Origin of the sequence: Pseudarthrobacter humi, assembly GCF_024294965.1 — a bacterium.
GTDB lineage: Bacteria > Actinomycetota > Actinomycetes > Actinomycetales > Micrococcaceae > Arthrobacter > Arthrobacter humi.
Genome location: NZ_JANCLV010000008.1, coordinates 14272 through 27681 on the forward strand (window position 1 = coordinate 14272; position 13410 = coordinate 27681).

Sequence of the window (13410 nt, forward strand, 5' to 3'; positions counted from 1 at the left end):
TACTGCATCGCCGTGCGGCGTGTGTTTTAGAGTTCCCTGAGTACTGCGTCCCCGCTGGTACTCCTGCGGCTCGGGGCGAAGGCGATCTCCTCCGTGCGGGCGATGCTGCGCTGAATGGAGGCGTTGTCCACGCCCAGCAGCGACGTCAGCCACATGCCGTTCTGTATGACGACGATGTCCGCTGCCCGCTCCCGGCATTCCTCCCATGCGAGCTCGGGTTTGGCGTTGGATACCAGTGCGGCAACGCCGTCGAGGTACCGGTCGAAGGCTGCGGCGTTGATCTCGGCATAGCCTTCATCGGCTTGGGCGAGGGCCCACAGGTGCAGGCGCAGGGACAGGTACCGGGTGGTCAGCAGCTCGGCGCCGGCAACCCGCCGCAGGGCCTCGCGGAGCTGTTCGTCCGGCGTTAGCGATGGGTCCTGGGCCACCAGTTGGAGGTCCTGCTCGTCCACGCGGTGCAGGGCCGCACGGATGAGGCTCGTTTTATCGTCGTAGTAGTAGTTCACCAGGCCCAGTGCGACGCCGGCTTCGCGCGCCACGGCACGCATGCTCACGCCGGAGATGCCGTGGCGCGACAGCAGATCGAGCGCAGCCTCGAGAATGCGCGACTGCCTGTCAACCTGTTCGCCGGAGTTCACGGTCTTTGTCCCCATCTGGCCAGACTATTGCCAAACCCGCTACGAGTGCACTTCCGGGACGGGCGGACGACATCGTCAACCACCTGGTCCCGGAACTCCAGGAACGCGGCATCTACCCCAAGGAGCACTCGATGTTAAGGGACCGGTGCCACCATGAACACATCCACTGGGTCCTGGTGTTCCAGGACAAAACCGTGCCGCTCATACAGCCGCCGAGCGGCACTGCCCTGGAGGACGTTCAGGCGGAAGGGCCGGTGGTCCCGGGACCCGTCCATGGCCTGCCGGAGCACGGCGCCGCCGAGGCCCTTTCCCTGGTGCTCCGGGGCCAGGTAAAAGTGTTCGATCCACTGTGCGTCGGGCTCCGGGCGGACAGCAATCACGCCCGCAGTCTGCCCCGCCACCTCGACGACGAAGGTGTGCTCCGGCTGGAACCCGTTGAGGAAGCGCTCGCGCACGCGAACCGGGTCAAAGCGGCCCAGCCGCTCAAGGTCCGGACGCATCACGACGGCGCGGAGCTCGGCGATCCACGGGCCGTCAGTATCGAGGCTGGGACGGAGCTGATACGAGTTGGGCATTCCACTATTCAATGGGGCGGGTCAGGGCGTCGCAAATTTTCGTGGCGCCGGACATTTGCGGACACGAAAGAATCCTTGATGAGAGTGTTCAGGGCAGCAGGGCAGCAGGGCAGCAACGGCCAGGCCATTGCCCTTCTGTGTTGGCGTCCGGGACCAGCGCGGCAGCTTTCGCGGCCACGGCCACTTTGACGCGGTTCTGCTCCGGGGCCAGGTTGAACGTCTTGCCCGCCGCGCTCGCCGTAGAGCGCGACGACGGTGCTGTCGCCGCCGTCGCGCCCGGGTCCGAGCAGGCGGCAAGCGCCAGAAGTGTGGTGATTGCGACGGCTGCGCCGGCAGCCTGCCTTGCCCTGAATTTCGCCATGAGTACCCCTCAAAAATTGCTGAATTGCCGAACAGAACGGTGTTCTTGGCAGCAACCATTCGGGACCGCTGGTGCGGGATCAAAGGCCGCCGAACCGGGGATGCAGGGCGTAACGGCCGTTAACCGTGCGTCCGCGGCGGTCACAAACGGGGTTGTGGTCCATCCCACCGCGGCCGCCAGAAATAACCCGGGTGCCGCCGTCGTTGTCCAGAGTGTGCCCGCCGCGACCCGGCCGGCCACCCTACGCAACGCATTGAAAGGCCGGCACCGACGTGACGCTTCCCCTCTCCATCCTTGACCTGGCAACTATCGGCAAAGGCCAGACGGCGGCGGAAAGTTTCGCGGGCAGTGTGGCCATGGCACAGCGCGCAGAGGAACTTGGCTACCGACGGATCTGGTACGCCGAGCACCACAACATGTCCGCCATCGCGTCATCGGCCACCAGCGTGCTGATCGCCCACGTGGCCGCCCATACCAAGACCATCAGGCTCGGCGCCGGCGGCGTCATGCTGCCCAACCACTCGCCGCTGACCATCGCCGAGCAGTTCGGCACCCTGGAAACGCTGCACCCGGGCCGGATCGACCTTGGCCTGGGCCGCGCGCCCGGCAGCGACCAGAACACCATGCGCGCGCTGCGCCGGGACCCCCTGTCCGCCGACACTTTCCCCCAGGACGTCCTGGAGCTGCAGGGCTACCTGACCGGTCCCACTCGGATCCAGGGCGTGGAGGCCACACCCGGCAAGGGCACCAACGTCCCGCTGTACATCCTCGGATCGTCGCTGTTCGGCGCCCGCCTTGCAGCCCAACTGGGCCTGCCGTACGCCTTCGCCTCGCACTTCGCCCCCAATGCCCTGCATGATGCCGTGGCGCTCTACCGCAACGAATTCCAGCCGTCGGCGCAGCTCGATGCCCCGCACGTGATCGCCGGCGTCAACGTAGTGGCCGCGGATACGGCGGCCGAGGCGCAAGCGGCATTCCGGGCCACCCTGCGCGCCCGCGTCGGTCTGTTCTTCGGCGGCGGGCGCGAATTCACCGACGACGAAGCGGACATGATCCTGGACTCCCCGCAGGGCCAGCACGTCTCGCAGATGATGACGTACTCGGCCATCGGCACCCCGGACGTGGTGAACGACTACCTCGAGGAGTTCGCCAAGCACTCCGACGCCGACGAGCTCATCGTGGCGCACCAGAACACAGGCACCGAGGCCAGGATCCGCTCCGTGGAGCTGCTGGCGAAGGTTGCCGGGCTGGCCCGGGTCTAGGTCCGGCGCCATCGGCAAACGGGGACATGCCCACCAATGTGGCGGCTGGCCCTTGACATCCCTCAGCTGAACCGGTTTAGTAGAGTCTACTGAACCGGTTCAGTGGCGTGAGTCACGGGACCCGAAACCTGAAGGGTCCCACATCATGGCAGTAACCATCAGTGACGTCGCCCATGCGGCCGGCGTCAGCAAAGGTGCTGTCTCGTATGCGCTGAACAACCAGCCCGGCGTCAGCGACGCCACCCGGGGCCGGATCCTCCAGGTCGCCAAAGAGCTTGGCTGGAAGCCGAGCCTCCGCGCCAAGGGCCTGTCCTCCGCGAAGGCCTACGCGCTGGGCCTGGTGGTGGCCCGCGATCCGAAGCTCCTCGGCACGGATCCGTTCTTCCCGGCATTCATTGCGGGAATCGAAACCACCCTCGCGGAGCATGACTACACGCTGGTCCTGAGCGTTGCCACCGCCCCCGGCGCCGAAGAACGGGCGTACCGCAAACTTGCCGACGGCGGCCGCGTGGACGGCGTGATCCTGACCGACGTGCGGCACAACGATTCCCGGATCGGCCTGTTGCGCGAGCTCAAGCTGCCGGCCGTGACGCTCAACAGGCCGGATTCGGACTCACCCTTCCCCGCGGTGTCCATGGATGACACGGACGGCATCACGGCCGCCGTCGAACATCTTCTTGCCCTGGGCCACATCCGGATCGGCCATGTGGGCGGCGCCCAGGAATACATCCATGGCCGCAGCCGCCGCCGGGCCTGGGAAGCGGCCATGGCCGCCGCAGGCCTGGCAGTGGATCTGTTCGCGGAGGCTGATTTCACGGCGCTCGGCGGAGTGGCCGCCACCGCGGAACTGCTCCGCCGGCCGGACCGCCCCACCGCGATTGTCTATGCGAACGACCTCATGGCGACGTCCGGCCAGTCCTTCGCCCAGTCCCAGGGCCTGAGCGTTCCGGGAGATCTGTCCATCACCGGCTACGACAACGCCGAGTTCACCCAGTACCTCAACCCGCCCCTCACCACGATCGCCACTGACCCCATGCGCTGGGGCAGAGTTGCCGCGCAGGCCCTCCTGGACCAGCTCAACGGCACGCACTCCGGCCACGATACGGAACTGCAGGCACCCTCCCTGCTGGTCCGCGCCTCCACCGGCCCCGCCCCATCCCCAACCACCAAGCCAGCCCCCAAGCAAGCAAAAAAGCACACCAACCCGTCGCAGATCCCCACCGGGACCAGTACCAAGGAGTCGCAATGAAGCGCTTTACCAAAGCCACGCGAATATTGTCAGTGGCCGCCCTCACCGTCATGGGCGCGGGCCTTGCTGCCTGCGGCGGCAGCGGAGGTGGTGGCGACGGCGGTTCCGGCTCCGCCACCACTGCCAAGGGCCCCATCAAGATCTGGTACTCCAACAATGAGTTCGAGGTTAAGTGGGGCAAGGCCATGGTGGAGTCCTGGAACTCCGCCCACCCGGACCAGAAGATCGATGCGCAGGAGATCCCTGCCGGCAAGAGCTCCGAGGAGGTCATCGGCGCAGCCATCACGGCCGGCAACGCGCCCTGCCTGGTCTTCAACACCGCGCCGGTGGCAGTTCCCCAGTTCCAGAAGCAAGGTGGTTTGGTGGCCCTGGATGAGTTCCCGGACGGGCTCCAGTACATCAAGGACCGCACCGGCGACCTGGCCGACCAGTACAAGTCCGCGGACGGCAAGATGTACCAGCTGCCGTGGAAGTCCAACCCCGTAGTCCTCTTCTACAACAAGGACATTTTTGCCAAGGCAGGGCTGGATCCGGAAAACCCGAAGCTGGGGACCCACCAGGAACTGCTGGACACTGCCCGGACCCTGGTGTCCTCAGGTGCGGCCAGCAACGCCATGTGGCCCTCACCGGCCAGTGACTTCTTCCAGTCCTGGTTCGATTTCTACTCCTTCTATGCAGCCAACTCCGACGGCACCCCGCTGGTGAAGGACGGCAAGGCCACGTTCGACAGCGAGGAGGGCAAGCAGGTGGCCACCATGTTCGAGACGCTCTACAAGGAGAACCTGGCCTCCAAGGAGGTCTACCAGGGCGATTCGTTCGCCGAAGGCAAGGCCGCCATGTCCATGGCCGGTCCGTGGGCCATCGCCGCCTACAAGGACAAGGTGAACTGGGGCGCAGTCCCGGTCCCCGCGGCCGCGGCCAAGGCTGATACGTCAACCTTCTCCGACGCCAAGAACGTGGCCATGTACTCCGCCTGCGAGAACCAGGGCACCGCCTGGGAGGTCATGAAGTTCGCCACCAGCCAGGAGCAGGACGGCAAGCTGCTGACCGACACCGGCCAGATGCCCATGCGCAAGGACCTTCCCACGGTCTACGCGGACTACTTCGCCAAGAACCCGGCGTACACCCAGTTCGCCGCTCAGGCTGCGCGGACCGTGGAGGTCCCCAACGTCTCCAACTCGGTTGAAGTCTGGCAGACCTTCCGCACCGCCTATGCGAAGGCCGTCATCTTCGGGAACGAAAGCATCGACACCTCGTTCAAGGCCGCGGCCGACAAGATCAACCAACTGGTAGCCCAGAAGTAGCGGTGACCCCCCCATGTCACTCCGCTCTTCTAGTGGGAACCCCGTCACGGGGAAACCGGCTGGTGGAACGGCGGACCGGCGGCTGGTGCCCAGGAAGCGTAAGAACTTCCTGGGCCCCCAGCCGCTGGGCCTGCTGTTCAGCGCCCCCTACGTCATCTACGTGCTGGCTGTCCTGGCGTTCCCGCTCGGCTACGCCGTCTACATCTCCTTCCACGATTTCTTCTTCACGGCACCGCGGGTCAAGGTGGAGCGGCCGTTTGTAGGGTTCGAAAACTACATCACTGTCCTGTCCGACCCCGCGGTGCAGCGCTCGTTCCTTAACATCGGCGTTTTCATGATCATCAACGTCCCGTTAACGGTGGGCCTGTCCCTGCTGCTGGCCAACGCGCTGAACCGCGTGACCCGGCTCAAGACGTTCTTCCGCCTCAGCTACTACGTCCCGTACGTGACGGCGAGCGTCGCCGTCGTCGGGGTCTGGCTGTTCCTCTTCCAACAAAACGGGCTGCTGAACACGCTGCTGGGGCCGCTGGCGCCGGCCCCGTCCTGGCTGGTGAATTCGTGGCTGGCCATGCCCACCGTGGCCCTGTACGTGACGTGGAAACAGCTGGGATTCTTCATCCTGCTGTACCTCGCGGCGCTGCAGAACATCCCCGACGAGCTGTATGAATCAGCGTCCGTGGACGGCGGCAACAAGTGGGTCCAGTTCTGGAACATCACAGTTCCCGGCGTCCGGCCCGCCAGCGTCCTGGTCACGCTGCTGGCCACCATCACCGGCGCAAACCTCTTCACCGAGCCGTACCTGCTGACCGGCGGCGGCGGCCCGGACGGAGCCTCGGCCTCCCCGGTGTTCATCATGTACCAGCGGGGCCTCCTGCAAGGCAACCCCGATGTCGCGGCCGCACTGGGCGTGGTCCTGGTGATCGGCGTCCTGCTGATCGCGCTGATCCAGAAACGCCTCGTGGGCGGGAAGGAGGACTGAGAATGTCCGTCACCAACGCACAAAACGCCAAGAACGACGACGACGCGAGGCGGCTCCCCGAGCAAGCGGAACCCGTCCTGCGTCCCGACTCGGGCGTCGAGAAACGCCGCAACCTGGGCGTCGGCAGCTTCATCCTGCTGGCTGTGGGCGCGTTCGTGTTCCTCTTCCCGTTCTACTACATGCTCATCGGATCGCTGCAGGCTGCCCCGGACACGTCGATTTTCGGCGCGTTCCCCAATCCGGCCAACATCACCGGGGCCAACTATGTGCAGATCAACGAGTCCATCAACCTGTTCCGCGGCTTGCTCAATTCGGGCATCTTCACCGGCGGCGTCATCTTCTTCACGGTGGTCTTCGGATTGCTGGTGGGCTACGCCCTGGCACAGATGAAGTTCCGCGGCCGCGGCGTGGTGTTCGGCATGATGCTGCTGGTGCAGATGATCCCGTTCCAGCTGCTGCTCATCCCGCTCTACGTCATGATCGTGCGCGACTACGGCCTGGCGGACAGCTTCCTGGGCATGATCCTGCCGTTCGCCATCAACTCCACGGCGGTGTTTGTGTTCCGCCAGTACTTCCTCCAGCTGCCCTCAACCCTGTTTGAGGCGGCCCGGATCGATGGCGCCTCGGAGCTTCGGATCCTGTGGCAGATCGCCATCCCGCTGGTCCGTCCGGCCATCGTCACCGCGGTGCTGCTGACCTTCATCGGACCGTGGAACGAGTTCCTGTGGCCGTTCCTGGTCACCAAGGAACAGTCCCTGCAGCCCCTGGCCGTGTCCCTGGCCAACTTCATCTCCAACATCGCCGGCCAGGCCGGCAACCCGTTCGGTGCCATCCTTGCCGGTGCCTGCGTCCTGGCGGCGCCCGCCGTCGCGCTGTTCATTTTCTTCCAGCGCCAGTTCATTTCCACCAATATCGGTTCCAGCGTAAAGGGCTAATCAATGACTTCCCCCCACACTTCCGCACTCCCCACTGTCCCGTTCACCCTCACCCGCGCCGGCGTCATCATGACCCCCGAGCCCGGCAACGACTTCGAGGCCGAGGGCGTCCTCAACCCCGCCAGCGGCCGCGGCCCGGACGGCGAGCTGTACCTGCTGCCGCGGCTGGTGGCCACGGGCAACGTGTCCCGCGTGGGCCTCGCCAAAGTGGTCATCAACGACGACGGCGTGCCCACCGGCGTGGAACGCGAGGGTGTTGTCCTGGCCCCGGACGAGGGCTGGGAACGTGGCATGAACAATGCCGGCACCGAGGATCCGCGCACCACCTGGGTGCCCGCCCTTGGCAAGCACCTCATGACCTACGTGGCCTACGGCCCGCTGGGTCCCCGCCTCGCCTTCGCCCACTCCGAGGACCTCCGGAACTGGGACCGCCTTGGCCCGTGCTTCTTCGAGTACCAGGCCGATCTCTCCATGGACCTGAACCTGTTCCCGAACAAGGACGCGGTGTTCTTCCCGGAGCCGGTGAACGACCCCGATGGCGTGCCCTCCTACGCCATGCTGCACCGCCCCATGTGGGACCTGGGCTGGATCCGTCCCGGCGAAGGCGAGCACCTGCCCGCCGGCGTCACGGACAACCGCCCCGGCATCTGGATCTCCTACGTTGCCGTGGCCGACGTCGAACGCGACCTGCGCAACCTGGTGCACATGGGCAAGCACCGGCTGGTGGCCCTCAGCGAGTTCCCGTTTGAGGAACTGAAGATCGGCGGCGGCCCGCCCCCCATCCGTGTGGACGAAGGCTGGCTCCTGATCCACCACGGCGTGGCCGGCAAGATGGCCGCCTCCGCCTTCGAGCAGCAGCAGAACGTCAACTACACCGCCGCGGCCATGATCCTGTCCGCGGATGACCCGTCCCAGGTCATCGCGCGCAGCGACAAGCCGTTGCTGGCGCCGGAAACCGAGGACGAGATTTCCGGGATCGTGCCGAACGTGGTGTTCCCCACCGCGATCGAAAAAATCGGCGACCAGCTGTTTGTGTTCTACGGGATGGCCGACTCCAAAATCGGTGTGGCCAAACTGGACAGGGTCTGAGCCCGGTGACGTATTCACGGAAGGCCACGCGTCCGGTGGTGACGGCCGTGGCCGTCTCCATGCTTGCTGTTTCGCTGCAGGCAGGTGCCGCCACGGCGGCACCTGCCGCGCCGCCGTCGTCCGCCAGTGCGCTCACCGCGCCGGCGGGAACTGGCCTGGCGCCTGCCCTGGCTGAGGGTGGCAGCCTGACCAACCTGGACCACTTGGACTTCCTGCTGGACACGGTGCCGTTGGCTACGGTGCCGGGGCACACCACATACCAGCTGGAGCAGGATCCCACGGCCGAAGCGCCCTGGACCTACGCCGACAAGAACGACGACGGCAGCTATGACAGGGTGGGCGGCGGGAACCTGGACCCGGCCACGGGCTACTGGACCCAGGGTGCCTACAACGCGGACGATATCGCCCGCACCGCCGTCGTTTACCTGCGGCACTGGAAGCAGACGGGCGACCTGGCGAGCAAGGAGCACGCGTTCCAGAACCTTCGTGCCCTCACGTACCTGCAGACGGTGGACGGCCCGAACGCCGGCAACGTGGTCCTCTGGCAGCAGACGGACGGCAGCCTCAACCCCAGCGCCATTCCCGTGGAACTGCCGGATCCGTCCGACTCCGCGGAGTCCTACTGGCTGGCCCGGACGGTGTGGGCCCTGGGCGAAGGCTTCGCAGGGTTTGCGGAGTCCGATCCGGAGTTCGCCGCGTTCCTGCAGGACCGGCTGCACCTGTCCCTGGGTGCCCTGAACCGCCAGTCCCTCGCCAAGTACGGCACGTTCGACACCGCCGACGGCGTCCAGGTTCCGGCCTGGCTCATTGCCGGCGGGGCGGATGCCTCGGCCGAGGCAGTGCTGGGCCTGGCCGCGTATGTGGAGGCCGTTCCGTCAGATGCCGTGGCCGCCACGGCCTTGTCCCAGCTGAGTGAGGGCGTGGCCGCGATGTCGTCCGGGTCGCTCACTCAGTGGCCGTTCGGCGCGATCATGCCGTGGAACAAGTCGCAGAGCCTCTGGCATGCCTGGGGCGGCATGGCCCCGGCCGCCGTCGCCACGGCCTCCACCGTCCTGGACCGGCCAGACCTGCTGACGGCAGCCGTCAAGGACACCGCCCAGTTCACGCCGCAGCTGCTCGCCGCCGGCGGGCCGGACAACGCATGGAGCCCCACTCCCGGCGAGGCGCAGATTGCCTACGGCGTTGACTCACGTGTCCAAAGCCTCGTGGCGACGGCGGAAGCCTCTGACGCACCGGGCCTCCTGGACGTGGCCGCCATCGCTGCCGGCTGGTTCTTCGGCGCCAACCCCAACGGCGCCCCCGCCTACAACCCGGCCACCGGCACGGCCATCGACGGGATCGAAACGGACGGCCGGATCAACCCCAACTCCGGCGCCGAATCCACCATCCACGCCCTGCTCACCATGCTGGCCCTCGACGCCGACCCGGCCCTCCGGGCCAAGGCCCTGGGGATCAGCGTGACCGAGGGGACCAACGGACTCAGCGTGGTGGAAGCCGAGGCCGGCACCATCACAGGCAGCGGCACCGTGGTGCGGCCGCCGTCGTCCTGGACCGGCGAAGCGAATATATCCGGCGGGGCATATGTTGACCTGAACGCCGGCGGAAGCCTCTCCATCCCGTTGCCGGCAACGGACCAGCCCAGCAACATCTTCCCCATCGTGAACCAGGCAATTGCGCCCTCGGGCACCACCACATGGACCTCGGCCAAGGGGCCGCTGGGCACCACGGCCAACGGCGGGGCAGGGGCGCAGGGCATTACCGACGCCCCCGGCATCCTCATCCCGGTCGCGCTGAGGCGCTCACTGGCTGCTGGACTGACTTCGGTCACCGGGGGCACCGACGGCCACGCGGCACTGGACGCACTCCTGGTCCAGCCGCTGATCTCCACGGTGCGGGTCTCCGGTTCGGGCGGCCACTCCACGCTGTACGTCAGCGCGGCCAAATCCGTTACCGTGCAGCAGGTCAGCGTGCCGGAAGGGTTTGTGCTGGTCCAGCGCCAATACGACTCCGCCGGCCGGCCGGTCAAGGACTCCAACGGCAGCGCCGGCACCACGTCCGGACGCGTCACGGTGGCCCCGGGTGGCTTCACAATGGTGACGCTGACCGCCGGGTGACCTTGGCGGGCTGACGCTGGTACCAACGGACCAGCGTCAGGCCCTGCACGCTTCTGGAAAGCACGACGGCGCCCTGCCGCGGATCTGCGCGGTGGGGCGCCGTCGTCGGACGTTACACGGTGGCAATAGCCGGGACATTCGGGCGAAACCGCCGGGCGGAAAAATGGGATGCGGCCCCTCCGGCCTTTCCGGGCCAGGCTCTGCTGAAGGAGTGCATGCATGGCTACGCCGTTGAACCAGAGCGTGGCGGATTCCGCCCTGCTGACCAGATCGCTGCCCCTGGGCCTGCTACGGACGTTCATCCAGTCGGACCTGGCAGACGAAGGTTTCACGCCCAAGCTCCTGGCTGAACTGAAGGTCCTCGCCCGTGTCCCCGGGCTGCTGGTGGCCTGCAACTACGGCGGAACACTGTGCGACGCTGAGGGAATCTCCACCGAGACCCTTCCGCTGGGGAGCGCCGCGATCGCGCTCCGCGCCCTGGCCGCCCTGCCCAACACCCATGCCGCCGTCATCTCGGGGCGCTCGCTGCGTGACCTCGCCGCTGTGTCACGGCTGCCCGCGGAGGTGCATCTCATCGGCTCGCACGGCGCGGAGTCGGACATGGCCTTCGCCCATGTCCAGGACCTCGCCACCGAAGCCACGCTCCACAGGGTAGGCACGGCGCTGACTGAGGCCGTGGGTTTCCAGGAGGGCATCTGGATCGAACGGAAGCCGGTGGCCGTGTCCGTGCACACCCGGCCGGCCTCACCGGCGGTGGTGCAGGTGGTGACGGAAACGGCGCGGGAGATCGCCAAAGCCCATGGGCTGTTCTTCATCGTGGACGGCTCCGTCCTGGACCTCTCGGTAACGGAACCGGCCAAGGCGGACGCCCTGGAAAACCTCCGGTCCCGGTTGGGCGCGAGTGCCGCGCTGTACGCCGGGGACGCGCACAGCGACGAACTGGCCATCGCCACGCTCCGCGGCCCGGACCTGGGGTTGCGAGTGGGGCCGGGGGAGACCCGCGCGTCCCACCGGCTGCGGGATCCGGAATCCTTCGCCCGCGTCCTGGCCCTCCTGTTCGAGCTGCGGCGGGCCTGGCTTTTCGGCGAGGACGCCGTGGGGCTTGAGCGCCACACGATGATCGGCAACGGATCCTCCACCGCTTTGGTCACGCCGGATGCCAAGGTCTGCTGGATGAGCCACCCGCTCCCGGATTCGGGATCCCTGTTCGCCCACATCCTGGGCGGGGACGCCGCCGGGCACTTCTCCGTAGAGCCGCTCAAGGCCTCGCAGGTTCTGGGCCAGCGCTACGTGGACAGCACCATGATCGTGGAGACGCGCTGGGCGGACGTCACCGTCACGGACTACCTGGAGCCGGCACCGGAAGGGATCACCAGCCTGGTCCGGGTGCTGTCCGGCACCGGCGGCGCCAAGATCGTCTTCGCGCCCCGGCCGGATTACGCCAACGCGCCGTTCAGCATGGAGGCCCGCGGCGATGAACTCCATGTGGTGGGGACCTCCGATCCCATTTTCCTGTTTGCCCCGGGCGTCAGCTTCACCATCACCTCGGACGGCCTCCACGCCACGGCCACTGCGTCTGTCAACCTCCAGGACGGGCCGGTGGTCCTCAACCTGCGCTGCGGCGACACCGAGCCTGCGTTGGCGGACCCCCGCGGGGAGACGGACCGGCGGGCGGGCGTGGCGCTCCACTCCCGCCGCTGGGTGCAGGAACTGGAGCTGCCCTCGGTGAAGCCATCGCTCGTCCGCCGCTCAGCGCTGGTTCTCCGCGCCCTCGTGCACGAGCCCACGGGCGCCGTGCTGGCCGCGCCCACCACGTCCCTGCCCGAAGGAATCGGCGGCACACGAAACTGGGATTACCGGTACTGCTGGCTGCGGGATGGTTCCATGACGGTGAACGCGCTGGTGGACCTGGGTTCCACGGCGGAGGCGGCCGGGTTCCTCAGCTGGCTGGGCCGGATCCTTGACCATGCACCGGGCCCGGAATGGCTGCATCCGCTGTACTCGGTGACGGGGGCGCCGCTGTCCACGGAGGCCGTCATCGACAGCCTGCCCGGGTATGCGGGGTCCCGGCCGGTGCGGATCGGCAACGCCGCGGACCACCAGGTCCAGCTGGATGTCTTCGGGCCGGTGGCTGAGCTGATCCACGGCGTCAGCTCACGGACCGGTGGCCTCGAGGACGGCCACTGGGACCTGTTGGTGCAGATGGCGGCCGCCGTCCTGGCCCGGTGGCACGAGCCTGACCACGGCATCTGGGAAGCCCGGCGGCCGCCGCGGCACCACGTCTACACCAAGGTGATGTGCTGGGTGACGCTGGACCGCGCACTGCGGACCGCCGACCGGCACGGCAGGACGCCGGATCCGTCGTGGGAACCCACGGCCCGGATCATCCGGGAGGAAGTCCTGCGCGAAGGCTGGGATGATTCGGCCGCGTCCTACACCGTGGCCTACGACAGCCCCGACCTGGATGCAGCCGTCCTCCACATCGGGCTCTCCGGCCTGCTGGATGTCACGGACCAGCGGTTCCTGGACACCGTCACCGCCGTGGAAAGGGAACTGCGGGTGGGCCCCACCGTGTTCCGGTACAGGTACGACGACGGCCTGCCGGGTTTGGAGGGCGGCTTCCACATCTGCACCACCTGGCTGATTGAGGCGTACGTGGCGGTGGGCAGGATCGAGGAGGCCTGGGACCTGTTCGACCAGCTGGTGAACCTCTTCGGCCCCACCGGCCTGCTGCCCGAAGAATACGATCCCAGCACGGAGACGCACCTGGGGAACCACCCGCAGGCGTACTCGCACCTGGGGTTCATCCGCTGCGCCCGGGTCCTGGACCGGCACAAGCCGGAGGCCAAAAGGACGTAGCCCGGCGCGAACCGGACACTTTAGGCCCTGTCGGGAGGGCCCCAA

Annotated in this window: 11 protein-coding genes; 8 read left to right on the top strand and 3 right to left on the bottom strand. The window is 67.2% G+C overall.

The annotated features are described in order from the left end of the window. Nucleotides 1-26: 26 nt before the first annotated feature. The 3 genes from NFC73_RS12705 to NFC73_RS12715 all read right to left on the bottom strand — a co-directional run bounded on the left by NFC73_RS12705 (nucleotide 27) and on the right by NFC73_RS12715 (nucleotide 1574). Entirely contained in the window at nucleotides 27-653 is a 627-nt protein-coding gene (locus NFC73_RS12705) for a TetR/AcrR family transcriptional regulator (protein WP_254750729.1), read from the bottom strand. 119 nt (nucleotides 654-772) lie between these two features. Then, nucleotides 773-1213, bottom strand: a complete 441-nt coding sequence (locus NFC73_RS12710; protein ID WP_254750732.1) for a GNAT family N-acetyltransferase — start codon at nucleotides 1211-1213, stop codon at nucleotides 773-775. Nucleotides 1214-1301: 88 nt separating this feature from the next. Continuing rightward, entirely contained in the window at nucleotides 1302-1574 is a 273-nt protein-coding gene (locus tag NFC73_RS12715; protein ID WP_305884512.1) for a hypothetical protein, read from the bottom strand. Between the two features lie 272 nt (nucleotides 1575-1846). On the opposite strand from NFC73_RS12715, the gene NFC73_RS12720 reads away from it, so the two are divergent. From NFC73_RS12720 to NFC73_RS12755, 8 genes are all read left to right on the top strand, one after another. After that, nucleotides 1847-2836: an LLM class flavin-dependent oxidoreductase gene (locus NFC73_RS12720; protein ID WP_254750734.1), complete on the top strand. Its 990-nt coding sequence runs from the start codon at nucleotides 1847-1849 to the stop codon at nucleotides 2834-2836. Between the two features lie 145 nt (nucleotides 2837-2981). Next, nucleotides 2982-4085, top strand: a complete 1104-nt coding sequence (locus NFC73_RS12725; protein WP_254750736.1) for a LacI family DNA-binding transcriptional regulator — start codon at nucleotides 2982-2984, stop codon at nucleotides 4083-4085. Further along, nucleotides 4082-5389, top strand: a complete 1308-nt coding sequence (locus NFC73_RS12730; RefSeq protein ID WP_254750738.1) for an extracellular solute-binding protein — start codon at nucleotides 4082-4084, stop codon at nucleotides 5387-5389. The genes NFC73_RS12725 and NFC73_RS12730 overlap by 4 nt, the downstream gene beginning before the upstream one ends. 13 nt (nucleotides 5390-5402) lie before the next feature. Next, entirely contained in the window at nucleotides 5403-6368 is a 966-nt protein-coding gene (locus tag NFC73_RS12735; protein WP_254750740.1) for a carbohydrate ABC transporter permease, read from the top strand. Between the two features lie 2 nt (nucleotides 6369-6370). Then, nucleotides 6371-7303 carry a carbohydrate ABC transporter permease gene (locus tag NFC73_RS12740; protein WP_372494650.1) on the top strand — a complete coding sequence of 311 codons (933 nt, stop codon included), beginning with the start codon at nucleotides 6371-6373 and terminating at the stop codon, nucleotides 7301-7303. Nucleotides 7304-7306: 3 nt separating this feature from the next. Continuing rightward, nucleotides 7307-8392, top strand: a complete 1086-nt coding sequence (locus NFC73_RS12745; RefSeq protein WP_254750742.1) for a glycoside hydrolase family 130 protein — start codon at nucleotides 7307-7309, stop codon at nucleotides 8390-8392. Nucleotides 8393-8397: 5 nt separating this feature from the next. Then, nucleotides 8398-10506, top strand: a complete 2109-nt coding sequence (locus NFC73_RS12750; RefSeq protein WP_254750744.1) for a hypothetical protein — start codon at nucleotides 8398-8400, stop codon at nucleotides 10504-10506. A 219-nt stretch (nucleotides 10507-10725) separates the two neighbouring features. Further along, nucleotides 10726-13365: a trehalase-like domain-containing protein gene (locus NFC73_RS12755; protein WP_254750746.1), complete on the top strand. Its 2640-nt coding sequence runs from the start codon at nucleotides 10726-10728 to the stop codon at nucleotides 13363-13365. Nucleotides 13366-13410 lie beyond the last annotated feature (45 nt).

Excerpts from the sequence above, each read along its gene's own strand:
- NFC73_RS12705 (WP_254750729.1), bottom strand. The coding sequence starts at position 653 with ATGGGGACAAAGACCGTGAACTCCGGCGAACAGGTTGACAGGCAGTCG.
- NFC73_RS12710 (WP_254750732.1), bottom strand. The coding sequence starts at position 1,213 with ATGCCCAACTCGTATCAGCTCCGTCCCAGCCTCGATACTGACGGCCCG.
- NFC73_RS12715 (WP_305884512.1), bottom strand. The coding sequence starts at position 1,574 with ATGGCGAAATTCAGGGCAAGGCAGGCTGCCGGCGCAGCCGTCGCAATC.
- NFC73_RS12725 (WP_254750736.1), top strand. The coding sequence starts at position 2,982 with ATGGCAGTAACCATCAGTGACGTCGCCCATGCGGCCGGCGTCAGCAAA.
- NFC73_RS12730 (WP_254750738.1), top strand. The coding sequence starts at position 4,082 with ATGAAGCGCTTTACCAAAGCCACGCGAATATTGTCAGTGGCCGCCCTC.
- NFC73_RS12735 (WP_254750740.1), top strand. The coding sequence starts at position 5,403 with ATGTCACTCCGCTCTTCTAGTGGGAACCCCGTCACGGGGAAACCGGCT.
- NFC73_RS12740 (WP_372494650.1), top strand. The coding sequence starts at position 6,371 with ATGTCCGTCACCAACGCACAAAACGCCAAGAACGACGACGACGCGAGG.
- NFC73_RS12745 (WP_254750742.1), top strand. The coding sequence starts at position 7,307 with ATGACTTCCCCCCACACTTCCGCACTCCCCACTGTCCCGTTCACCCTC.
- NFC73_RS12755 (WP_254750746.1), top strand. The coding sequence starts at position 10,726 with ATGGCTACGCCGTTGAACCAGAGCGTGGCGGATTCCGCCCTGCTGACC.